This is a genomic window from Amycolatopsis azurea DSM 43854, assembly GCF_001995215.1.
GTDB lineage: Bacteria > Actinomycetota > Actinomycetes > Mycobacteriales > Pseudonocardiaceae > Amycolatopsis > Amycolatopsis azurea.
Genome location: NZ_MUXN01000010.1, coordinates 1 through 22,131, shown reverse-complemented (window position 1 = coordinate 22,131; position 22,131 = coordinate 1). Strand labels below are relative to the sequence as shown.

The 22,131-nt window shown below is 69.2% G+C and carries 19 protein-coding genes; 6 read left to right on the top strand and 13 right to left on the bottom strand.

Annotated features, from left to right (window positions below; translation table 11 throughout):
• Positions 1 to 39: 39 nt before the first annotated feature.
• Together B0293_RS14185 and B0293_RS14180 are read right to left on the bottom strand one after the other, a co-directional pair.
• Positions 40 to 948, bottom strand: a complete 909-nt coding sequence (locus B0293_RS14185; RefSeq protein WP_005154076.1) for a DUF2268 domain-containing protein — start codon at positions 946 to 948, stop codon at positions 40 to 42.
• 801 nt (positions 949 to 1,749) lie between these two features.
• Entirely contained in the window at positions 1,750 to 3,135 is a 1,386-nt protein-coding gene (locus tag B0293_RS14180) for an alpha/beta fold hydrolase (protein ID WP_005154079.1), read from the bottom strand.
• Between the two features lie 133 nt (positions 3,136 to 3,268).
• On the opposite strand from B0293_RS14180, the gene B0293_RS14175 reads away from it, so the two are divergent.
• Positions 3,269 to 4,162: a helix-turn-helix domain-containing protein gene (locus B0293_RS14175; protein ID WP_167334539.1), complete on the top strand. Its 894-nt coding sequence runs from the start codon at positions 3,269 to 3,271 to the stop codon at positions 4,160 to 4,162.
• A 7-nt stretch (positions 4,163 to 4,169) separates the two neighbouring features.
• On the opposite strand, the gene B0293_RS14170 is transcribed toward B0293_RS14175, so the two are convergent.
• Together B0293_RS14170 and B0293_RS14165 are read right to left on the bottom strand one after the other, a co-directional pair.
• Positions 4,170 to 4,841 carry a GntR family transcriptional regulator gene (locus B0293_RS14170; protein WP_005154082.1) on the bottom strand — a complete coding sequence of 224 codons (672 nt, stop codon included), beginning with the start codon at positions 4,839 to 4,841 and terminating at the stop codon, positions 4,170 to 4,172.
• The gene (locus tag B0293_RS14165) at positions 4,838 to 6,271 is read right to left on the bottom strand and encodes an aldehyde dehydrogenase family protein (RefSeq protein WP_005154084.1); all 1,434 of its coding nucleotides are present in this window, start codon (positions 6,269 to 6,271) and stop codon (positions 4,838 to 4,840) included. Before B0293_RS14165 ends, B0293_RS14170 begins: the two co-directional genes overlap by 4 nt.
• A 138-nt stretch (positions 6,272 to 6,409) precedes the next feature.
• Between B0293_RS14165 and B0293_RS14160 the strand changes: the two genes are divergently transcribed.
• Positions 6,410 to 7,855 (top strand): GMC family oxidoreductase, encoded by a 1,446-nt coding sequence (locus B0293_RS14160; RefSeq protein ID WP_039916475.1) that lies wholly within the window; start codon positions 6,410 to 6,412, stop codon positions 7,853 to 7,855.
• Here the strand turns inward: B0293_RS14160 and B0293_RS14155 are convergent.
• The 3 genes from B0293_RS14155 to B0293_RS14145 are packed head-to-tail and all read right to left on the bottom strand — an operon-like array spanning position 7,839 to position 10,832.
• On the bottom strand, positions 7,839 to 8,762 hold the full coding sequence (locus tag B0293_RS14155; RefSeq protein WP_005154087.1) for an alpha/beta hydrolase: 924 nt from the start codon (positions 8,760 to 8,762) through the stop codon (positions 7,839 to 7,841). The genes B0293_RS14160 and B0293_RS14155 overlap by 17 nt on opposite strands.
• A complete protein-coding gene (locus B0293_RS14150; protein ID WP_005154089.1) occupies positions 8,759 to 9,718 on the bottom strand; it encodes an aldo/keto reductase in 960 nt (319 codons plus the stop codon). Before B0293_RS14150 ends, B0293_RS14155 begins: the two co-directional genes overlap by 4 nt.
• A 10-nt stretch (positions 9,719 to 9,728) precedes the next feature.
• A complete protein-coding gene (locus B0293_RS14145) occupies positions 9,729 to 10,832 on the bottom strand; it encodes a zinc-binding dehydrogenase (RefSeq protein ID WP_005154091.1) in 1,104 nt (367 codons plus the stop codon).
• Between the two features lie 49 nt (positions 10,833 to 10,881).
• On the opposite strand from B0293_RS14145, the gene B0293_RS14140 reads away from it, so the two are divergent.
• Positions 10,882 to 12,261 (top strand): amidohydrolase, encoded by a 1,380-nt coding sequence (locus B0293_RS14140; RefSeq protein ID WP_209437258.1) that lies wholly within the window; start codon positions 10,882 to 10,884, stop codon positions 12,259 to 12,261.
• Here B0293_RS14140 and B0293_RS14135 read toward each other — a convergent pair.
• Entirely contained in the window at positions 12,178 to 12,894 is a 717-nt protein-coding gene (locus B0293_RS14135) for an SDR family NAD(P)-dependent oxidoreductase (protein ID WP_143254569.1), read from the bottom strand. The genes B0293_RS14140 and B0293_RS14135 overlap by 84 nt on opposite strands.
• Before the next feature lie 69 nt (positions 12,895 to 12,963).
• On the opposite strand from B0293_RS14135, the gene B0293_RS14130 reads away from it, so the two are divergent.
• Entirely contained in the window at positions 12,964 to 13,905 is a 942-nt protein-coding gene (locus B0293_RS14130) for an aldo/keto reductase (protein WP_005154097.1), read from the top strand.
• 82 nt (positions 13,906 to 13,987) lie between these two features.
• On the opposite strand, the gene B0293_RS14125 is transcribed toward B0293_RS14130, so the two are convergent.
• The 5 genes from B0293_RS14125 to B0293_RS14105 all read right to left on the bottom strand — a co-directional run bounded on the left by B0293_RS14125 (position 13,988) and on the right by B0293_RS14105 (position 19,912).
• Positions 13,988 to 14,641 carry an alpha/beta fold hydrolase gene (locus B0293_RS14125; protein ID WP_005154098.1) on the bottom strand — a complete coding sequence of 218 codons (654 nt, stop codon included), beginning with the start codon at positions 14,639 to 14,641 and terminating at the stop codon, positions 13,988 to 13,990.
• A gap of 75 nt (positions 14,642 to 14,716) precedes the next feature.
• A complete protein-coding gene (locus tag B0293_RS14120; RefSeq protein ID WP_005154100.1) occupies positions 14,717 to 15,637 on the bottom strand; it encodes an ABC transporter permease in 921 nt (306 codons plus the stop codon).
• Positions 15,634 to 16,578: an ABC transporter permease gene (locus tag B0293_RS14115; protein ID WP_005154101.1), complete on the bottom strand. Its 945-nt coding sequence runs from the start codon at positions 16,576 to 16,578 to the stop codon at positions 15,634 to 15,636. Before B0293_RS14115 ends, B0293_RS14120 begins: the two co-directional genes overlap by 4 nt.
• The gene (locus tag B0293_RS14110; RefSeq protein ID WP_005154102.1) at positions 16,575 to 18,155 is read right to left on the bottom strand and encodes an ABC transporter substrate-binding protein; all 1,581 of its coding nucleotides are present in this window, start codon (positions 18,153 to 18,155) and stop codon (positions 16,575 to 16,577) included. The genes B0293_RS14115 and B0293_RS14110 overlap by 4 nt, the downstream gene beginning before the upstream one ends.
• Positions 18,152 to 19,912, bottom strand: coding sequence for a dipeptide ABC transporter ATP-binding protein (locus tag B0293_RS14105; protein ID WP_005154103.1), 1,761 nt, complete (start codon positions 19,910 to 19,912; stop codon positions 18,152 to 18,154). The genes B0293_RS14110 and B0293_RS14105 overlap by 4 nt, the downstream gene beginning before the upstream one ends.
• Positions 19,913 to 20,146: 234 nt before the next feature.
• Between B0293_RS14105 and B0293_RS14100 the strand changes: the two genes are divergently transcribed.
• Together B0293_RS14100 and B0293_RS14095 are read left to right on the top strand one after the other, a co-directional pair.
• Positions 20,147 to 21,133 (top strand): methyltransferase family protein, encoded by a 987-nt coding sequence (locus B0293_RS14100; RefSeq protein ID WP_005154104.1) that lies wholly within the window; start codon positions 20,147 to 20,149, stop codon positions 21,131 to 21,133.
• Complete coding sequence (locus tag B0293_RS14095; protein ID WP_005154105.1) at positions 21,130 to 22,065, top strand: alpha/beta hydrolase; 936 nt, start codon at positions 21,130 to 21,132, stop codon at positions 22,063 to 22,065. Before B0293_RS14100 ends, B0293_RS14095 begins: the two co-directional genes overlap by 4 nt.
• Positions 22,066 to 22,131: the final 66 nt, after the last annotated feature.

The window sequence follows — 22,131 nt, the reverse complement described above, 5'->3', positions numbered from 1 at the left end:
GTTCACTCGTTCGGTTCTGGTCGGGCCAACCGCGAGTATCTAGGTCGTCGGGGTGTTCGGTGCACGATTCCAGGCGAGCGCGGTGTCGATGACGTCGCGGCGGTCCGCCAGCAGGGCCTCCGCGGCGGTGCGTCCCGTCGCCGCCAGGTAGGCGTCGACGAGGCGGTTGCCGGCCGCGTACCCGGCGCCGGTCGGCAGGCCGACGGGAGTGCCGCCGTAGCGGGCGGCGGTCTCGTCGCCGTGCACCCAGGCGGTGAAGTTCTGCATGCCGGTGATCTCCAGCCCGGAGACGACCTTCGCGAACACCGCGTCGTCGTCCAGCTGCGGCACGCCGATGCGGGCGTACCCGAGTTCGTCGCCGTACAACTGGCGGGCGAACGCGTCGGCCAGCCCTTCGGACACGATCTGCTCGCCGACGGTGACCGTCGCCGGATCCCAGATCACCCCGCCGGGGCTGTAGCGGAGGTTGTGGTTCAGCTCGTGGACCGCCGTGGCCTCCAGCCGCGCCAGGTTCTCCGGATACGGCCAGAAGTTGAGGTGGATGTAGCCGGACACGCTGCCGTTCGCGGTCATCCCCAGGTTCGGGCCCATGAAGTGCGCGTCGCCGGGATCACCCAGCACGGTGAGGACGGTGATGTCCGGCACCGCGAGCCCGGGCGTCGCCGCGAGCTGCACGGCGAGGGCGTCGTCGAGCGCCCGCTGGATGCGGTTCCAGGCGTCGGCCTCATGCAGGGCTTCGAGCGCTTCGAGGCAGCGTTCTTCGTCGCGGTCGAGCGGGAAACCGGAACTCATCGTGTGCATCGCGACGAGGTCGACCTCGCCGGGGAAGTAGCGGTACATGCCGGCGGCGGGTTCGGCCATCGCCTTGAACAGGGCGGCGCGGTCCGCCAGCGGCGCGCGCAGGATCTCGCGCATCGCGGGGTAGGTGTCGAGGACCTTGATCGTCATGGGAGTGACGGTAAAGCCTCCAGTGGGTGGAGACTCAAGCCTCGTGAGTGGTGAGGACGGTTAGAGCGGACCGGTGTTTACCTACCCACGCCTGATCTGCGCGAGGGTGGCGGTTCGGCGGTCGCCGGGCTCGACGATGTCGCCCAGCTTCGGATCTTGATCAACGGAGGATCCGGGACGCTCACCGTCCCCGATCCTCCGTTGATCAAGGCCGTGCCGGTCACGTCCGGTGGCAGACGAGGTGACGGGGGAAGATTCCGGGCGTTCAACGTCCCAAAACCTCCACACGCGACTGCCGGCCACACCAATGGGTAAGTAAATACGAGTCCGCTAGAACCGTTCTCACCACTCACGAGACCAGACGCCTACTGGATTCCGGCTGCGGTCGGTCGCGAGTCCGGTCCGTGAAGGCCTCCTTGCCTACCCTGAAGGTAGGGAAGGAGGCCTTCACGGACTCGCGGATCGCCACGTTCGCCCCGGATACCCCAGCAGCCACGGCGGCTGCGCGTGAAGGACCCCTTCGCTCGGCTCAGCCGAGGAAACTAGACCTTCACGTCCGCCGATGTGAGCAAGCGCCGGTATCGAAACCGTCCGGCTGTCTCGCGTGTCCGGACGGACAACTCGCGGCACGACTCAGCCACGCGAGAGCCGTCCCTCCGAACACACGTGTCGTCCGCCTGATCACGTGAGTTCGCCGTGCAATCACGCGAGTTCCGCCTCCAATCACGCGAGTTCCGCGTCTGATCACGTGAGTTCGCTGTCTGATCACACGAGTCCTCACCGCTCACGAGACCGGACGCCTCATCCGGCGAGGAACTCCGCCACGGCCTTCCTCCCGGCCTCACCCGGCTCCCGGTTCTGAATCGAATGCGCCGCCCCCTCGACGATCACGACCTTCCCCTGCGGCGCCACCTTCGCTTCCTCGTACGCCCACTCCATCGGCGTCGACAGGTCGCGGTCGCCGTTGAGCAGCAGCACCGGGACGTCCGGGAGCTTCCCGGCCGGGTTCGAATTCGGCGGCACGACGGGCCAAGGCAGGCAGGTCCGGACGAACCCCACGCCGGTCGCGACGGCCGGGCTGAACGGCCACGTGTCCCGCGCGCTCAGGCGTTTCTCGGCCAGTTTCACCCGTGGCTCGCGGAGGAAGCCCGGTGTTCCGGCGTCGCCCCAGGGGAAGCGCATGTCGGAGCACAGGGTCGCCGCGTGCAGGCCTGAGCTGAACGAGGCGAGCGGATCTCCGCCGGAAGCGAGATTTCGCAGCAGTGAGTCGAGTTTCGCGGTGTCGCCGCCGCGCGCGGCACGGAGCGCGGTGATCAGGTCGGTCCCCAGTGCCGACGGGTCCCGATAGGTCGGGTCGACGAACTCGTAGGTGACGATCATGTCGAACAGCGCGACCCCGGCCGCGGTGTCACGGTTCCGGACCAGCCACGCGAGGTCCTCGGCCGGATCGGAGCCGCACGCGGGTGGCTTGGCACAGGCATCGCGCAGCACCCGCGCGGTCGCCTTCAATCCTGCGAGGTACAGCGACTGATCGACTGTCGCGTGGTGGGGGACCACCGAATCGAGGATCACCTTCGAGACGTTCCGCGGATGGGCGATCGCGTACCGCGCCGCGGTGAACGAACCGTAGGAAACCCCGTCCACCACCATTTTCCGTACTCCGAGGGCGCGGCGGAGCAGATCGAGGTCGGCGACCGTCGCATCGCTACTGTGGAACCGGGCCTTGTCGCCGAGCGCGGCGGCGCAGCCGGTCACCGCCTCGCGGGTCGGCGGTTCGATGTCGGAACTGCCGACCTGGGCCTGCAGTTCGGGGCAGTCGAGCGCGTTCGCGCCGGTGCCGCGCTGGTCGATCATCACCAGCCGGTGGTCCTTGAACACCTCCGGCATCCGGTCGGACAGCCTGGCGCTGAACGGGACGCCGGGTTGTCCCGGGCCACCGGTGAGGAACAGCAGCACACCCTTCGGCGCGTCCGCGTTGTTCGCGGTGGCGACCTGGAGTTTCAGCGTGCCGGGTGTGCGGCCGCGATGGTCGAGCGGCACGGTCAACGTCGAGCAGGTGAAGCGCGCGTCGTGCGCGCAGGGCCGGGGATCCTCCAGGCGTGGGCCCGCGGCGACGGCGGTGGCCGGCCCGGCGAGCCCGGCCGACAGAGCGACGATCGCGGCGAGGACGAGCGTTTTCGATCGCATGGACCGATTCTGACCAGGTGGGACGCGGCGGCGTGCGCGTTTCGCCCAAGTTGGTCCGGTCGGCGGACCCTGAGGCAGGACCAGGGAAAAGCCCGGATGTCCTGAGGACCGCCCCACTCCTAACGTCGTGATCATGATCCGACGAATGCTGCTGACGCTGCTCGCCGGCGCGGCGGTCTTGCTCGTGCCCTGGACGGTCTACCTCGCGCACACGCTGCCCGACCGGTACGACACCGGCCAGTGGCGCGCGGCCTGGGTCGGATTCGACGTCGCCCTCCTGCTTTCCTTCGCGGCCGGGGCGTGGCTCGGGTTGCGACGCCGCCGTGCTGCCGTGCCGCTGCTGTCGGCGACGGCCGCGATGTTGTGCTGCGACGCGTGGTTCGACGTCATGCTCGGCTGGACGTCGGCCGAACGGTGGGCGAGTGTCGCGCTCGCCGTGTTCGTCGAGATCCCGGTCGCTGTCCTGCTGGCACTCGCCGCGAGGCGGCTGCTGAGCAGCGCGCTGCCGAAACGATCGGTGACCTTGCGCGACATCGCGTTGCGCGAGGACCCTCGATACCAGCGGGTGACGAGGGAGCTTCCCGCGAGCGCCGAGGAGATCGCAGGCCGGACCGGCCTTGCGCGAGCCGAAGCCGCCGAATGCCTGAAAACCTTGCAGGACAACGGTTTCGTGCGCAGGGACCGGAAAGGGACCTGGAACTCGATCCCGCAGGACCTGCGTGAGCCGAGGCCGGACGACTACGACGGCGCGGACCGCGAGCGGGTCGCCGCGTTCCTCGACGCGAAGTACGCGAACGAGGTCGCGCTGCTGTCGTGGGCGGCGGCGCACCGCGACGAGTTCGGTCCGTGGTCGACGGCCCAGCGGACCTCGACCCGGCTGACCGAGGAGGAGTTCCGTGAACTGGACGCGGAGTACCGCGAACTGATCACGCGGTACTGCCGACGTCGACGGCGTCCGGCGGCGGACGAGAAGGAACTGTCGGTGCGTTTCTACGCGTTCCCGCCGCCGGAGACCGTGCCGTCCTAGGACCGGACTAGGGGTGCCGCCAGGCCAGGAACGTCTCCAAGGTGGTCAGCCGGTGTTCGCGCACGGCCAGTTCGATCTCCCCGGCAGGCGCGTTCCGGTCGAACAGATCGAGGATCTTCTGGTGCTCCTGCACGGATTCGTGCGCCCGGCCGGGGACGAAGCTGAACGTCGACGTGCGCAGCCCGGCCAGCCGGTTCCAGCCGCGGTTGACCAGGTCGAGCACCTGCGGATTGGGGCAGGTGCCGAACAGGACGCGGTGGAAGTCGCGGTTCAGCGCGGTGAACCGCGACGGCTCGAAGTTGTCCAGGCAGGCGGTCAGCTCGGCGTTGAGTCCTTTGGCCTCGTCGAGCACCTCGCCGGGCAAGGACGGCGCCGCCAGCGCGGCGGCGTAGCCCTCGACCAGTGCGAGCGTCTGCATGGTGTGCTGGTAGTCGCTCTCGTCGACCATCGCGACCTGCGCGCCGATGTTGTGCTCGTAGGTCACCAGCCCTTCGGCCTCCAGCCGCCGGACCGCCTCGCGGACGGGCACGGTGCTGACCCCGAGTTCCTGCGCGATCTGCCCGAACACCAGCCGGTAGCCGGGGGAGAAGGTGCCGTCGTCGATCCGCGCCTTGATCCAGTGGTAGGCGATCTGCGACTTGCTCTTCGGGGTCGAGTTCACCGCGTCGCCAGTGGTCACGAGTAGTGCAGCCAGACTGATTTGATCTCGGTGTACGCGTCGATGGCCCACGGTCCCATCTCGCGGCCCCAGCCCGACGCCTTGTACCCGCCCCACGGCGCGGCCATGTCCGGGATCGGCGGCATGTTGACGAACACCGCGCCCGCCCGGATGCCGTTGGCGAACCGCTGCGCGACGCCGAGATCGCGGGTCCACACGGTGGCCGCGAGCCCGTATTCGGTGTCGTTCGCGCGGGCCAGCAGCTCGTCCTGATCGTCGTACGCGGTGACGGCGAGGACAGGGCCGAAGATCTCTTCGCGCATGATCGTCATGTCGTCGGCGACACCGGCGAACAGGGTCGGCTGGTAGAAGTAGCCGTCGCGGTCGAGGGTCTGGCCGCCGGTGACGAGGTCCGCGCCCTGTTCTCGACCGGTCGAGACGAGGAAGTCCACGTGCTCGCGGTGCTTCGCGGACACCAGGGGCCCGAGCTGGGTGGATTCGTCCAGACCCGGTCCGAGCTTGAGCCCTTCCAGCCCGGCCGCCAGCTTCGCGACGAACTCCTGTTCGCGCTTGCGGTCCACGAAGAACCGGGTGTACGCGGCACAGACCTGCCCGCTGTTCAGCGTCGCGCCCGCGAGGTTGCCGGCCACGGCGGCGTCGATGTCGGCGTCCCCGGCGATGATGCTGGGCGCCTTGCCGCCCAGTTCGAGGGTGAGCCGTTTGAGGTTCGACTCCGCGCTGGCGGCCGTGATCAGCTTCCCGACCGCGGTCGACCCGGTGTAGGACAGGTGGTCGACGTCGCCGTGCCCGCTCAGCAGCGCGCCCACCGAGCCGTCGCCGGTGACCAGGTTGACCACCCCCGCCGGGAACCCGGCCTGTTCCACCAGCTCGACCAGCCGGATGCTGGTCAGCGGCGTGACCTCGCTGGGCTTGATCACCACGGTGTTGCCGGTGGCCAGCGCGGGCGCCAGCTTCCACACCAGGATCATGAGCGGGAAGTTCCACGGCGTGATCAGCGCGTTCACCCCGACCGGCTCGCGGCGGGTGTAGTGCAGCGTGTCCGGGAAGGACACCGGGTTGGTGGTGCCCTGGATCTTGGTCACCCAGCCCGCGAAGTACCGCAGGTGCTCGGCCGCGCCGGTGACGCTGACCTGGCGCGAGATCCCGATCGGCTGGCCCTGGTCCCGCGTTTCGAGCGCGGCGAGCTCCTCGTGGTGCTCGTCGACCAGCGCCGCCAGTTTGAACAGCAGCGCGGCCCGCTGGACCGGCAGCAGTCCCGCCCAGGCGGGGTCGTTCAGTGCCTTACGGGCGGCACCGACGGCGGCGTCCACGTCGGCGGCCGACGCGGTCCCGACCTCCTCGATCACCTGGCCCGTGGCCGGATCGTACGTCGGCAGCGACCCGCCTCCGGCGGCGGTCCACTGTCCGTCGATGAACAGGCGTGTGGCCATGGCTAGCTCCTCCTCGACCGGTGTGTGATCGAGTATCGGGCGCCGGGAGGCCCCCGGTCTTGCCCGCCAGGGCACGCCGATTGTCGGCCAGCGAACCGAATCCGCCGGACCTCGTCGAGCCTTGCGAGGGTGGAGGGCATGGACGTCATCGTGGTGGGAGCGGGTTCGGCCGGTTCGGTGGTCGCCAGGAGACTGGCCGACTCCGGGGCATGGGTCACCCTGCTCGAAGCGGGCGGGCCGGACACCAACCCGGCCATCCACGACCCTTCGCGGGCGGGGGAGCTGTGGCACGGCCCGGAGGACTGGGACTACTACACCGTGCCGCAGCCGCACGCGGCGAACCGGCGGTTGCATCTGCCGCGCGGCAAGGTGCTCGGCGGGTCGCATTCGCTGAACGCGATGATCTGGGTGCGCGGCGCCCCCGCCGACTACGACGGCTGGGATCTGCCCGGCTGGCGGTGGGACGACGTGCGCCCGGTGTTCGAACGGATCGAAAAGGATCTGCTCGACGTCGTGCCGAACGAGCCGCTGCACCCGATCCAGCAGTCCATTGTGGATGCTGCCGTGCAGATCGGCCTGCCGTTCAACCCGGACTACAACGGCGACGAGCTCGACGGTGTCTCGGTGCAGCGCGTGACCACCCGGGGCGGCAAACGGCTCAACACGTGGCTCGCCTACGGGCAGCCCGCCGCCGAGCGGATGACCGTCCACACGGGAGCGCTCGTGCACCGGTTGCTCATCGAGGGCGACAAGGTGACCGGCGTGCTCGCCGAGGTCGACGGCGAACTGCGGAAGGTGTTCGCCGACGAGGTCGTGCTCGCCGCGGGCGCGCTGGCGTCACCGGCGATCCTGCTGCGCAGCGGTGTCGGCCCGGTCGACGAACTGGAAGTGCACGGCATCGACGTCGTCGCCGAACTGCCAGGGGTCGGCAAGAACCTGCACGACCATCTGCTGTCGCCGGTCATCTTCGCGACCGACCGTCGTCAGGTCGACCCGCCCGCGCCCGGCCGCTCGGTCACGCAGACGCATCTGTTCTGGCGCAGCCGTCCCGGGCTGGCGGTGCCGGACACCCAGCCGATCCACTTCAGCGTGCCGATGTACGAGGAGTGGATGACCGGTCCGGAGACCGGGTTCTCGCTGATGGCGGGCATGGTCACGCCGCGCAGTCGGGGGAGTCTGCGGCTTTCGGGACCGAGCCCGCTCGACGAGCCGCTGATCGACCTCGCCGCGCTGGAGGACCCGGCCGACTTCGAGAGCCTGGTCGCGTCGGTGGAGCAGTGCCGGGAGATCGGCCGGGCGGCGGCGCTGGCCGAGGACTGGGGTGCCCGCGAGCTCTACCCTGGGCCCGACACCGACGTCCGTGAGTACGTCCGGCGGACCGCCATCACCTATCACCACCAGGTCGGGACCTGCCGGATGGGCACCGACGCCGACTCCGTGGTCGGCCCGGAGCTCGCGGTTCACGGGCTGAGCGGGCTCCGCGTCGCCGACGCGTCGGTGCTGCCGCGGGTAACCACGGGCAACACCAACGCGCCGGCGGTGCTGGTCGGCGAGCAGGCCGCTCGGTTCATGCTCGGCCGATAGTGCGGCGCAGCCAGGAGGCCCGGGTGGCGCGCGCCGCCCGGGCCACCTCGCTGTCCGGGGCGAACCGGTCGAAACCGTGATACGCGCCCGCCCAGACGTGCAGTTCGGTGGGCACGCCCGCCTGCCAGAGGCGCCGCGCGTAGTCGACGTCCTCGTCACGGAAGATCTCGGCCGCGCCGACCTCGATGAAGGCGGGCGGGAGCCCGGTGAGATCCTCCGCGGTCGACGGGACCGCGTACGGCGACGTCTGGCCGTTCAGGAGGGATCGCCAGCCGAACTCGTTCGCTTCCCGGCCCCACACGCCGCGTTCGGCGAACTCCATTGTGGACGGTGAGTCGTTGCGGCTGTCGATCATCGGGCACAGCAGCAGCTGACCAGCCAGCGCCGGTCCGCCGCGATCCCGGGCCAGCAGGGCGATTCCCGCGCTGAGCCCACCACCCGCGCTACCGCCGCCGACGATCAGCCTGGCGGGGTCGAAGCCGAGTTCGGCGGCGTTCTCGACCATCCAGGTCAGGCCCGCGTAGCAGTCTTCCAGCGGTGCCGGATGCGAATGTTCGGGAGCGAGCCGGTAGTCCACGGTCACCGCGACAAAACCGAATTCCTCGACCATCGCGACCATCCGCGGCAGGTCGGCGAACCGGTTGTCCAGCACCATGCCACCGCCGTGGATGTTGTAGAACCCCGGCGCGCCCCGGGCGTCCCGGGGTTTGACGACGGTGACGACCACGTCGGTGCCGGGGACCTCGCGGTCCTCCCACACGAGATCCCGGTCGCCGATCGCCTCGGCACAGCTCAGGTTCATCTCGGCCATGGCCTGCCGCATCCCCGCCAGCGACTCGGCACTCAACGGCGGCCCGGACGGCAGGTCCTTCAGCGCCTCGGCGAGTTCGGGGTCGAAGGCCGTCACGGTCCCTCCGGGTCGACGATGTCCCGGTCCGCCCAGTGCGGCTCGACGAGGGCGCGGAGTTCTTCCGCGCCGACGCGCTCGACGAGGTCGACGGCGCCCAGGTTGTCCTTCAGCTGCTCGGTGCTGGTCGCGCCGAAGAGCGTGGTCGTGTTGGCCGGGTGGGTGAGGGTGAAGGCCAGGCACAGCTGGGCGGGCGTCGCACCGAGTTCGGTCGCGATCTTCGCCAGTTCCGGGGCGGAGGCGGCGATGCGCTCCCGGATGTCGCCCGGGTCGCGGCCGACTTGGCGGGCGCCGCTGTTCTTGCCCAGCAGGACGCCGCCTTCGAAGATGTCCGAAGACTGGAGCGTCACGCCGAGTTCGCCGAACACCTTCTTGAACGGCTCACCGTCCGGAATGGACCGGCGGGCGACGCTGTACTTCAGCTGCGCGATGGCGGGGCCGGGTACGTTTTCCGCCGCGGCGAAGTCGTGCAGGGCCTGGATCGTGGTCGCCGACCAGTTGTTCACGCCCCAGTGCCGGATGAGCCCGGCCTCGCGGAGTTCGTTCAGATCCAGCACCAGGCGGTGCAGATCGGTGTCGTCGCGCCGGAGATCGCCCAGCACCACCAGATCCGCGTGCTCGACGCCCGCGCGGAACAACGCGTTGTCCAGTTGGTCGCGGAGGTTGTGCTCCGGGTAGCCCTCCAGCCAGAGCTTGGCCGAGAGCAGGTAGTCCTCCCGTCGGAGCCCCGCCGCGCGGACCATGGCGGAGAACAACACGTCGGTGTAGACCGGGGTGGCGCCGGGGAATCCGTAGACGCCGACGTCGAAGAGCGTGATTCCGGAATCGACGGCCGTGCGGACGAGGTTCACCGCCTCGCGGAAGTCCATCCGGTCGTAGGTGTGCCAGGAGCCGAGCGAGAGCACGCCGGTGAGCGGGCCGTCGCGGCCGATGCGGCGCTGCGGGATGACGGACATTCAAGGTCTCCTAGGGAAGGCGGGGATCGATGACGGCTTTGAGCTCGCCGAGCCGCGACATCGACTCGACGCTCTTGGACGCTTCGGAAAGCCCGACGGGCGCGCTGAACAGGTCGTCCCAGGGCAGCCGATCGGCGAACGTGCGGAAGAAGTCCACCGAGCGGTGGTAGTCGGCGATGTCGCCGTTGAGCGACCCGACGACCGTGAGTTCCTTGCCCATCACCGTGCCGAGTGCGACGGGGGAGGGCATGGGGCCGGTGGAGCCCACGATGGCGATCGTGCCGCGCTGGGCGGCGAAGGCCACGGCCTCCTCACCGATGGTCGGCCCGCCGGCGAAGTCGAAGACGTGGTCGGCGCCGCGGCCGCCGGTGAGTTCCTTGACGCGTTCGACGCGGTCTTCGACGGTGCCGTCGACCGGGATCGTCGCCGTCGCCCCGAAACGCTCCGCGGTCTCCAGCCGGTCGGCGGGGCCGCCGATGGTGATCACGTCGCCCGCGCCGGAGATCCGGGCGACGGCGGTGGCGAACACGCCCAGTGCGCCGGCGCCCTGGACGACGACCGTCGCACCGGGACGGATCCCGCCGGACCGGGAAACGGCCCGCAGCACGGTCTTTCCCGCGCAGCCCGACATCGAGGCCCAGGTGTCCTTGACGTCGTCGGGCAGGAGGAGCTTGGCCGCGCCGGGTGTCACGTAGCAGTACCGGACGAGACCGCCGGTGGCGTACGGGAAGACGTCGGAACGCTGGAGGAAGCCGTATCCGCGCTTCTCGCAGGCGACCGGTTCGCGCAAGATCGTGCAGCCGTAACACTTTCCGCAGGTCGACTCGGACCAGCCGATGCGGTCGCCCTCGGCGATCGCCCGGCCGAGGGTGTCGGTGGTGCCCGGTCCGACGGCCACCACCTCGCCGACCATTTCGTGGCCCAGCACCATCGGGAGCATGCCGGGGAAGGTCATCTGGCCGGACCAGATGTGCACGTCGGTGCCGCACAAGGTGGTGCAGGTGATCCGGACCAGCGCGGCGCCTGGTTCCGGCTCTTCCGGCAGCGGTAGTTCCCGCAAGGTGAGCGCGGAGCCGTGTTCGGTGAGCACCGCCGCTTCGGTTCTGTTGACCATCTTTTTAGTCTACAGTCGTAGGAGAAAAAGTCCAGATCCTGGAGGAACCATGCCGTCGCAACGTATTCGCCCCGCTTCACTCGTGGTTCGCGGCGGCCCCGTGCTCACCTTCGACCCGGCGGGCACCGTCGTGCAGGCGATGGCCGTGCGCGACGACCGGATCGTCGCCGTCGGCGACGTCGCTTTGGACCACATCGGCCCGGAGACCGAGGTGATCGACCTGGCGGGGAGAACCGTTCTTCCCGGCATCAACGACGCCCACCTGCACGCGACCTGGCTGGGTGCCCGCTGGCCGCACACGCTCATCGGTGGCGCCGGATTCACCGGAGGAGAAGAGAAAACCGTGCGGAACGCCGCCGAACGACGGGCCGCGATCCTGCGCGCGGGCGATCTGTGCGCGTCGCTCGGCATCACGAGCTACACCGAGCCCGGCCTGGGCCCGGGTGAGACGGGCTGCTTCGGCGCCGAGGTGCTGGAGGAGTACGCGTCGCTGGCCGCGGAAGGACTTCTGCGCGCGAGGGTGACCGCGCTGCGGCTGTTCGGTCTGCTCGACGGCGCGAGTTCGCTGGAGGGGTTCCGGAATGGGCTGGCGACACCGTCACCGGACGCGGATCCTTTGTGGCTCACCGTGCCCGGCGTGAAGATCTTCGCGGACGGAATCCCGCCGATGCGGTCCGCTTGGACGCATCATTGCTACGCCGACGGTTCGCACGGCGCGCTCCTCGTCGACGGTGACGACGACCCGGATCGCGCGGGCAACCTCGCCGAGATGATCCGGCTCGCCCACGACGCGGGAATGGTGGTCGCCGTGCACGCCACGGGTGACCGCAGTATCGAGGCCGCGCTCGGGTCGCTTCGCCGGGGCGATCACCTGGTCCACGGGGATCTGGTCACGGCGGAGCAGTTGGCGCGGATGGCCGCGGTGGGGGTCGGCCTGACCACGCAGCCCGCGATCGCGGTGGCGATGCGGGGAATGCTGGCGGACGCGCTCGGCGCCGAGGTCGGTGCCCGCGCTTGGCCGCTGGCGGAGATGCTGGACTCGGGCGTCCCGCTGACCTTGAGCAGTGACGCGCCGGTGGTCACCCCGGACTGGCGGGTGCACGTCGCCGCGGCCGCCGGGATGCTGGAAGCGTCCGAAAAGGACTCCGGGCTGATGGCCCGGCTGCTGCGTTGTTACACGGTCGCGGCCGCCGAACAGGACGGCGCCGCGGAGTGGAAGGGCTCGCTGACCGTGGGCCGCGTCGCCGACTTCTGTGTGCTGGCGGCGAATCCGCTCGAGGTCGGGTTCGCGGACCTGCCGGACGTCGGTGTCGAACTCACCGTGTCCGGCGGCCGCGTCGTGTACTCAGGTGAGCAGTTGCCCGCCGTCGACCTGGAGGCTCACCCCGGTGAGATGGCCGGCGTCGGCGGAGGCGAGGAACAGGACTGACGGCACCACGTCGGCGACGGAGGCGATGGTTCCCAAGGGAATCCTCGCCTCCCACGCCGCGCGGGCCGCGGTGTCCGACGCGAAACCCGCGGTCATCGGGGTCAGCACCGGGCCGGGGGCGACGGCGTTGACCCGGATGCCGTGCGGCGCCAGTTCGAGGGCGGCCGAGCGGGTGAGCGCCTCGACCGCGGCCTTGGTGGCCTCGTAATGGCCGAGCCCGGGGGTCGGCTGCCGGGCGCCGATGGAGGTGATGTTGACGATGGCACCCCGGGTCCCGGCCGCCAGCATGTGCGCGCCGACCGCGCGCGTCATCAGGAAGGTGCCGCGGAAATTCACCCGCATGCACAGGTCGAAGACGCCGATGTCCAGTCCCACCAACGGTCCGCCGCCCCCGGCGAGGCCGGCGTTGTTGACCAGGACGTCCACCGCGCCGAACCGTTCGGTGATCAGCGTCAGTGCCGCGTCGACCGAACCCGGGTCGGAGATGTCGAGTTCCACGTGCTCCGCGCCGAGTTCACCGGCCAGTTCGTGGGCCGCGCGCGCGTCGACGTCGGCGATGACCACGCGGTCGCCCGCGGACTGGAAGGCTTCGGCGACTCCTCGGCCGATGCCGCTGGCACCGCCGGTCACCACGATGAGTCTCTTGTTCATTCTACGATCGTAGACTAAAACTGGTTTCTGTTGCCAGAGAAAGGAAAACTCGTGCACGAGAAGCAGAACGGACTGGGCTTCGCCACTTCGGCGCTGAGCCTGGGATCCTGGAACACCTGGGACCGCATGGAGTTCGACGACGCGGTGCGCCTGATCCGGCACGCGATCGACGCTCGCGTCACGCTGTTCGACGTCGCCCACTACAACATGGGGCCGCATTCCGAACAGTCGCGCACGGACCTCATCTTCGGCGAGGCCGTCCGCGCGGCCGGGATCAAGCGTGACGAATACCAGCTGTGCGGGAAACTCTGGCTCTGGGACTACCCGAACACCGGTTTCGCCGAGCAGCTCGCGACCTCGTTCGACCGCGTCGGCGTCGACCGCGCGGAAGCCGTCGTCGTCGGCGACTACTTCGAACGGCCGGACATCCCGCGGATCGTCACCGAGGTCGCCGAACAGATCCGCCTCGGCAGGTTCGACGTCTGGGGCGTCAACAACTGGCAGGCGCCGGATCTCGACCGGGCGCTGGAGTTCGCCGCCGCCGAAGGGCTTCCGGAGCCGGCCTTCGCTCAGCTGAAGTACAGCGTCGCGCGGCGTTCCATGGCGGAAGGCCCGTTCTACGGCAAGCATTTCGAGTCGGGTCGGCTGACTTTGCAGGCGTCGGACATCTTCGAGGGCGGTGTGCTGCTCGGCAAGACCCCGGAACGGAAGATCGGCGCGGACATGGGTGGGATCCGGGAGTCGATCCGGGACGGCGCCTCGCGAGTCGCCGCCGTGGCAGGGGACTTCGGGGTGAGTGCTTCGCAGCTGGCGATCGCGTTCTGTCTCGCCTACGGTCCGGTGGCGAACGTGCTGTTCGGGGTGAGCCGGATGGCGCAGCTGGAGGACAACCTGGGCGCCGTCGCGCTGGCCGCTTCTCGCGGCGCGGAGGTCCGGGCGGCTCTGGAGGATCTCTGGCTGGACCGGTCCGTCGCCGCCGACGGGACTTTCTGAGGGCTGAAGGGGACTTTCCCCGCATCTCACGCGGTGAAGGGAGCTTTCCTCGCATGACATGCGGGGAAAGCTCCCTTCAGCCTCAGGCGAGGAAATCCAGAACCGCGGCCTTGAATTCCGCGCTCCGCAACGCCCCACCGTGGTCCCCGGGCACCCGCACGAGATCCGCCCCCGGCACCAGTTCGACCAACGTCTCGATGCCCTGGCTCACCGGGTCGTCGACTCCGGCCACGAACCGGGTCGGCACCTCGACGGCACCGGCGACAGGCGCGAAAGGCTCCGCGCGCAGGTCCTCGATGCACCGGGCGAGCGCGACGGGATTCCGCCCCGGCGTGGTGATCATGTGCGCGATCATCCCCGTCAGCGGATCCGACGGCGCCTTGCCGCCCTCGGCGAACGCCAGCGCGGCCGCGACGTCGACGGCGCCGAACGGCTCGAACGGGCTCACTCCCGCCAGCACGAGCCGCCGGACGGGGGCCTGCGCGGGCAGTTCCCAGGACAGCCGGGCGCCGAGCGAGTACCCGACGACGTCCACTTCGGACAGACCGATGACGAGCCCGGACAGCTCGGCGGTGATCGCGGCGGCACCCAGCGAGCCCGAGGGAGCCGGGCTGGAGCCATGTGCCGGCAGATCGGGCACGAGGACCTCACGACCCGCCGCGGTGAGCGCGGCGGGCCAGCCCGTCGTGATCCAGTCGGTGTGCCCGTCGGAGGCGAATCCGTGCACCAGCAGCACAGGCGGTCCCGAGACGGTTTCGGGAGCGAAGCGGCGCACGGCCAAGGAAGTAGTGGCAGACAACGGAATCCTTTCTCAGCTGCCGGAGGGACGGCGGGTGCGCAGGCGCTGCATCTCGCTCAGCGTCCGCGCGCGGGCGTCGACGGCGATCCGCAGCGACGATCCGATGAGGTTCAGCAGGAACACGCACACCATGATCGTCACGCCGGGCGCGATCACCAGCCAGGGCGCCTGCACCAGGTACGACCGACCTTCGGCGATCATGTTGCCCCAGGTCGGGGTCGGGGGAGCGATGCCGAGGCCGAGGAAGCTCATCGCACCGTCGACCAGCATCGCCGCCGCGGACAGGATCACGACCTGCACCAGCGCCAGCGGCAGCACGTTCGGGAACACGTGCACGACGAGGATCTTCCCCTTGCTCATCCCCGACACCCTGGCCGCGCCGATGTAGGCGCGGCCGGCGATGCCGAGCACGCGGCTGCGGATGACGCGGGCGGTGAACGGGGTGAAGATCACCGTCAGCGCGATCAGTTCGGTCCAGATGCTCGCGCCGAGCGAGATCGCCAGCGCCATCGCGAGGATGATCGCCGGGAACGACATCCAGGCGTCCATCACCCGCATCAGCACCGCGTCGGCCGCCCGGAAGAACCCGCTGATCAGCCCGATCACCAGACCGGTGAAGGCCGCGCACAGGGTGATCAGGGCGGACAGCCCGAGCGACGCCCGTCCGCCGGAGACCAGCCGGGCGAGTACGTCACGGCCGAACGAGTCGGTGCCGAGGAGATGCTCGCCGGACGGCGGCAGCAGCCGGTTCACCGGGTCGGTCGCGCTGACGCTCGGCAGGAAGAACGGCAGGACGACCACGACCAGGACGATCAGCGCCAGGATGGCGGTGGTGATCACCAGCATCCGGTTGCGCCGGAACACCTTGGCCGCCCGCCCGGCCGGGGGCTTCGCCCGCACCGAGGACGTCTTTTCCACCAGTGCCACGCTCACGAGACACGCACCTTCGGGTCGAGCAGCGCGTACGACAGGTCCACCAGCAGGTTGACCACCACGAACAGCACCGCGACGAACAGCGTCACACCCTGGATCAACGGGAAGTCGCGAGTGGACACCGCGCCCATCAGCAGATGGCCCAGCCCGGGCACGACGAAGATGGACTCGATGATCACGATCCCGCCGACCAGCATGGCGAAATTGCTGCCCAGCTGGGTGATCAGCGGCATGAGCGCGTTCGGCAGGACGTGCTTGGTCATGACCTGCCGCTCGGACAGCCCCTTGACCCGCGCGGTGCGCAGATACGCCAGGGGCAGCTCACCGAGCAGGCTTTCCCGCAGGGTGAGCACGAACAACGCGGTCTGTCCGATGACCAGCACGGTCAGTGGCAGCACCAGCGCGGGCACCGCCGTCGCCGGATCGGTGAACAGGTTCTCGTAGCCACTCGACGGGAACCAGCGCAGCGTCACCGAGAACACCAGGACGAGCATCAGCGAGATCCAGAAGTCCGGCATCGCCATGCCGAGCGCGGAAAGCCGGTCCAGCGCTCGTGCCACCGGGTTGCGCGGCGACACCGCCTGCCACGAGGTGATCGCGACCGACAGGAAGAAGCTGATCACCGTGGACAGCACGGCCAGGGTCAGCGTCGGCAGGATGTGGTCGGCGACCACGCCGAGCACCGGTGCGTGATAAGTGATCGACGTGCCGAAGTCACCGTGCAGCACGTTCCCGGCCCAGGTGAGGTACTGCTCCCACAAGGGGCCGTTCAGCCCCATGCTCTCCCGCAGGGCGTCCACATCGGACGGTCGCGCGGTCGGGCCGAGGATGGCCTGCGCCGGGTCGCCGGGGATCAGCCGGATGACGAAGAACATCATCGTCCCGACGATCACCAGGATGATCACCAGATCGCGCAGCCTGCGCAGCAGCAGACCGGTCATGACGCCAGCCAGGTGTTCCAGAAGACGCGGTAGAAGTCGCCGTAGCCCTTGAGCTTGGGGGAGTAGGCCGCGTACAGCCTGGACTGGCTCAGGGTGATCACCGACAGCTGCTTCCAGGTGAACGCCTGGAGCTTGTCCACCACCGCTTTCGCCTGCTCAGGCGTCGTCGAGGCGTTGTACTCCGCCATCAGCCCGTCCAGCTCGGGCGAGGCCGAACCGTTCAGCGTGCCCAGGGTGAGCGCGGGCATCTGCGCGGGCGAGGTCAGCGCCGAGTCGAAGAACAGCGTGGTGATGTCCCAGCCACCCGGCTCCTTGGTCAGCGTGCCGAGCATGGTGGCGAAGTCGAAGGTGTCGATCTTGGTGTTGATGCCGATCTTCGACAGGCTGTCCTGGATCAGTACGGCCCACTTGCCGAACTCCGGGTACGAGTTCGTGGTGACGATCCGGATCGTCGCGCCGGCGGTGATCCCAGCCTCGGCCAGCAACTGCTTGGCCTTCTCCGGATCGTGCTTCTTGTAGACCTCTTCGCCCGCGGTGGAATAGAACTGCTTGTTGTCCGGTGAGGCGAAGGCGCCGGTCTCCAGGGTGAGGTCCTTGCTGCCACCGGTGGCCGCGTTGATCGCGGGCTTGTCCAGGATCAGGTTCAGTGCCTCACGGGCCCGGGGGTCGGCGAACTTCGAACCGGTGTTGAAGTTCGGGATCACGACGTTGTCGTTGCCACCGGGCAGGTTGTGCACGACCACGGCCGGGTTGTTGCGCAGCGTCTCGTACTGGTCGTTCGTGGGCATGATGTGGTCCCACTGCCCGGTCTGCAGGCCGTTGATCAGCGCGTCCTGGTCGGAGACCACCTTGTAGGTCACGGTGTCCAGGTACGCGTGCTTGGCACCGGCCTGACCGCCCCAGTCCTCTTCGGACCGGGACTTGTAGCCGGTGTAGCGCTCCAGCACCAGTTCACGGCCGATGTCCCAGCTCTTCAGCTTGTACGGCCCGGTCCCGATCGCCTTGTCCTGGGCGAAACCGGTGGGCGCGGCCCCGGCGATGTTCTTCGCCTCGTAGATTTCCGTGCCCGCGCCGGCGAGCTCGTTGATCAGCGGGTACCGCGGCTGCTTGAGCTTGATGGTCACCGTCGCTGGGTCGGTCGGCGTGATCGCCTCGATGTCCGGGGTGACCAGCTGACCGGTGCGGTGGACCTGCTGCCACCGCTTCAGGCTCGCCACGACGTCCTCGGACGTCAGCGGGTTGCCGTCGTGGAAGGTGACGCCCTGGCGCAGCTTGAAGGTGTAGGTGAGCCTGTCCGGGCTGGTGGTGTAGTCGTCGACCAGCATGGGCCGGGAGGTGAAGTTCCGGTCCACCTCGAACAGCTTCTCGTACATCATGTTGCCGATGTGCGCGGTCACCTGGCCGGGGTTCGCGACCATGTCGAGTGACTGCGGGTCGGTGGGCACGGCGACGTTGAGGTTGCCGCCGGGCTTCGGCGGCCCGTCCGCGGCGCCGCCGCCCGCCTGCCCTCCCATGCACGAGCTGAGCAGCAGGACGGTCGCCAGGCCGAGAGCGGCCGAGGTCAGGGTTCGTCTCATGGGTTCCGCACTCCAGTGTGGGGGTGGGCGGGCAGTTCGGGGTTCGCCGCGAGGAGGCGGCGGGTGTACTCGTGCCGGGCGTGGAGCCGGATCTCGTCCGGGTCGCCGATTTCGATCAGTTCGCCCCGGTACATCACGCCGACGCGGTCGGCGACCGAGAGCACGAGGCTGAGGTTGTGCGTGATGAACAGGAAACTGAGCGCGCGGGTGCGCCGCAGTTCGAGCAGCAGGTTCATCACCTGGCCCTGCACCGAGACGTCGAGCGCGGAGGTGGGCTCGTCGGCGACGATGAGGTCGGGTTCCGCGGCGATCGCCCTGGCGATCGAGACGCGTTGACGCTGCCCGCCGGACAGCTGCGAGGGCAGCTTCTTCGCCGTGTCCGAGGGGAGACCGACCTCGTCGATCAGCTCGGTGACCCGGCGGTCCAGTTCGGCGCCGCGGAGGCCGGTGAGCTCCCGCAGCGGTTCGGCGATGATCCGGGCGGCGGAGTGCCGGGGATCGAGCGAACTCTGCGGATCCTGGAAGATGAGCTGCGCGCGGCGGCGGAAAGCGCGTTCGTCGCCGTCGAGCCCGGTCGGCGTGCAGCGGTGCTCCCCGAACGCGATGGTGCCGTCGGTCGGCGTCTCCAGCGCGCTCACCAGGCGGCCGAGCGTGGTCTTGCCCGAACCGGATTCCCCGACCAGGCCGAAGAACTCGCCGGGCGCGATCTCCAGCGAGACGTCCTTGACCGCGTGCACCTCGGGCTCGCGGCTCAGCGAGAACCGGCCCCGGCGTCCGTACACTTTGGACACCGAGTCGATGACGAGCGCGGTGCCCTCGCCGGCGTTCTCCGCCTTGGCGCGGTCGAGCGTCCTGGTCTCGGTCGCGACGGCGGAGTCGCCGTTCATCGCGGCTTCGAGCAGTGCTTCGGAGATGGTGGGGAAGCCGTCGCGCCTGCTCACCCCGAGCTTCGGGACGCAGTCGAGCAACGCCTTGGTGTAGGGATGCTTCGGTGCGTGCAGAATGTCCTCTTTGGATCCGAGTTCGACCAGTTCGCCGCGGTACATCACGGCGATCCGGTCGGCCACCTGCGCGGCGACACCCATGTCGTGCGTGATGAAGACGCACGCGGTGCCGTGGTCGCGGCGGACGCGGTCGAACAAGGTGAGGATCTCCGCCTGCGTGGTCACGTCCAGGGCCGTGGTGGGCTCGTCGGCGATCAGCAGGCTCGGATCGGCCATCAGCGCCAGCGCGATCATCACGCGCTGCTGCATCCCGCCCGACATCTGGTGCGGGTACAGGGAAAGCACCCGGTCGGTGTCGGTGAGGCCGACCTCCTTCAACAGGCCACGGGCCTTCGCCTCGGCCTCGCGGTGCAACGGCGTGCCCTTGCGCGCGGCCTGACGCGGCAGGGAACCGGGCTTGCGGTAGGCCTCGATCAGCTGCTTGCCGACCCGTTGACTCGGGTTCAGCGAATCCAGTGCCTCCTGGAAGATCATCCCGATCCGCGGGCCGCGGTAGGAGCGCATCTCGTCGGCGGACAGGCGCGTGAGGTCCACGCCGTCGACGGTGATCTCACCGCGGGTGAACACCGGCGCGACGAACTCCAGCAACCGGATGATCGACAAGGCCGTCACCGTTTTACCGCTGCCGGATTCGCCGACCACGCAGAGTGTCCGGCCTTGTTCGAGGTCGAACGAAAGTTCGCGCACCAGTTCGCGTTCGGTTTCGTCGGCGATCACGCCGACGGTCAGTTCTCGTAATTCGAGCAGGGTCATGAATCCCCTTTCCCGTGCCCGCCCGAAGCGGACCGCACAGCCGGGGAACGGGCCTCCGGCGGGGGTAGTTCTACGCATGTTGACACTGGGCGCGGGTGCTGTCAATGGGTATATTCTACGAATGTAGGAAGTTGATATCCGGCAGGTTTTTCCTGGTGGTGGGCGAAAACTTGCACTGGATTCTTTTGTCTACGTCTGTAGACTCTCGGCCGAAACGAGCTAAGGAGGGCACCCGTGAGCGGGTCGACCAAGACTGCCGGTCCCGAGCGGATCGTGGACATCGCCGTGGGCTACATGGCGGCCAAGCAACTCTTCGCGGCGAGCCGGATCGGCCTGTTCACCGCACTCGCCGACGGGCCGCTGACGGCCGCGGAGCTGGCGGGAAAGACCGGGAAACCGGAGAAGATCACCAGGATTCTCGGTGACGCCATGTCATCGCTCGGCCTGCTGTCCCGTGTGGACGGACGGTACGAACTGGCCGCCGACGCGGCGGAGTACCTCGGCGGCGGGGAGCTGGACCTGGCGCCGTTCCTGACCTTCCTGGACTCGATCAGCTACCCGCATTGGTTGCAGTTCGGTCACACGGCCGACACCGGCGAACCGGGCAAACTGGAGATGGACGACGCGCGCTGGGGCACTTTCATGTCCGGCGTGATGACCTACAACGCCCTGCACGCCAAGATGCTGGCCGGCGCGTTCGATTTCGGCTCCCATCGAAAGCTTCTCGACCTCGGCGGGCTTTCGAGCGCGTTCGCGGTCGAAGCCATGAAGGCCAACGAGGAACTGCACACGACCTTCGTCTTCGACCCGGGCTTCACCGAGTCGGTCACCACCGCGGCGGCCCTGGCGGGGCTCGCCGACCGGGCGACCGTCGTCGGGGCGGAGACGCCCACCGCACGCCCCGAAGGCGAGTTCGACCTGCTGATGGTCAACCACGTCGTCCATCGCTTCGACGCGAAGCAGAACGCGGAGATCCTGCGTAACGCCCGCTCGGCCGCGGCGCCGGGGGCCACCCTGCTGCTGCTCGACTTCTTCCTCGACGACGACGCGGTCCAGCGGCCGATCGACGCGCTGCACGCGGGGGAGTACCTGGTGATCGACGGGACGGTCGTCTATCCGGAGGCCGAGGTCCGGGAATGGCTGACCGACGCGGGCTGGCGGGTCACCGACCGGCTCGCGCTGCCGGGCAGCCCGCGGGTGCTCGTCGCGGAAGCGGTGTGACCGTGACTCTCGATCCCGCGGTCAAGGAACTCCTGGCCCGCAGCGCCCCGGCGGAGGCACCTGCCGGGCCGTTGACGGCTCCCGAGCTGCGTGCCGCTTTCGCCGCTTCGTGGCGACGTCCCGATTCGGTCGAAGAGGTCGCCTCGGTCACCGATCACGTCCTGCCCTCCGGGGTGCGCGTGCGGATCTACCTGCCCGACGTCGCCACGCCGGTCCCGGCGTTCGTCTGGATCCACGGCGGCGGCTGGACGATCGGCTCGATCGACGAGAACGAGGTCGCCTCGCGGGCGGTGTGCAACGCGGCCAAGGTCGCCGTCGTCGCGGTGGACTACCGGCTCGCGCCCGAGCATCCGTACCCGGCGGCCCCGGACGACTGCTATGCCGTCGTCGAATGGCTCGCCGCGGGCGGTGCCGGGGAGGCCGTCGACGCGGGGCGCATCGCGATCGGCGGGGAGAGCGCGGGCGGCAACCTGGCCACGGTGATCTCGATGATGTCCCGCGATCGGGGAGGCCCGCCGCTGGCCGCGCAGGTGCTGATCTGCCCGGTCTACGGGCATCCGGACGACGGTTTCCGGTCCTATGTGGACTACGCCGAGGGCTACGGCATGACGGCCGGGGCGATGCGGTTCTTCTTCGAGCAGTATGTGTCGGACCCGGCGCAGCTGAACGATCCGTACCTGCTGCCGCTGCGGGCCGAGGATCTCACCGGGCTCCCGCCGGCGCTGGTGCTGACGGCCGAGTACGACGTCCTGCGAGACGAAGGCGAGGAGTTCGCGCGTCGCCTGACCGACGCGGGGGCACAGGTGGAGATGACGCGGTACTCGGGGCAGATCCACGGTTTCTACGGCCTGTACACGGACCTGCCCGCCTCGCCGCGCTCGCACAAGCACGTCGCGAGCTTCCTCACGCGGGTGTTCGACCGGCAAGCCTAGAGAGCTGAAGGGCGCTTTCCCCGCATGTGATGCGGGGAAAGCGCGGCGGTCTCAACTGGTTGTTGC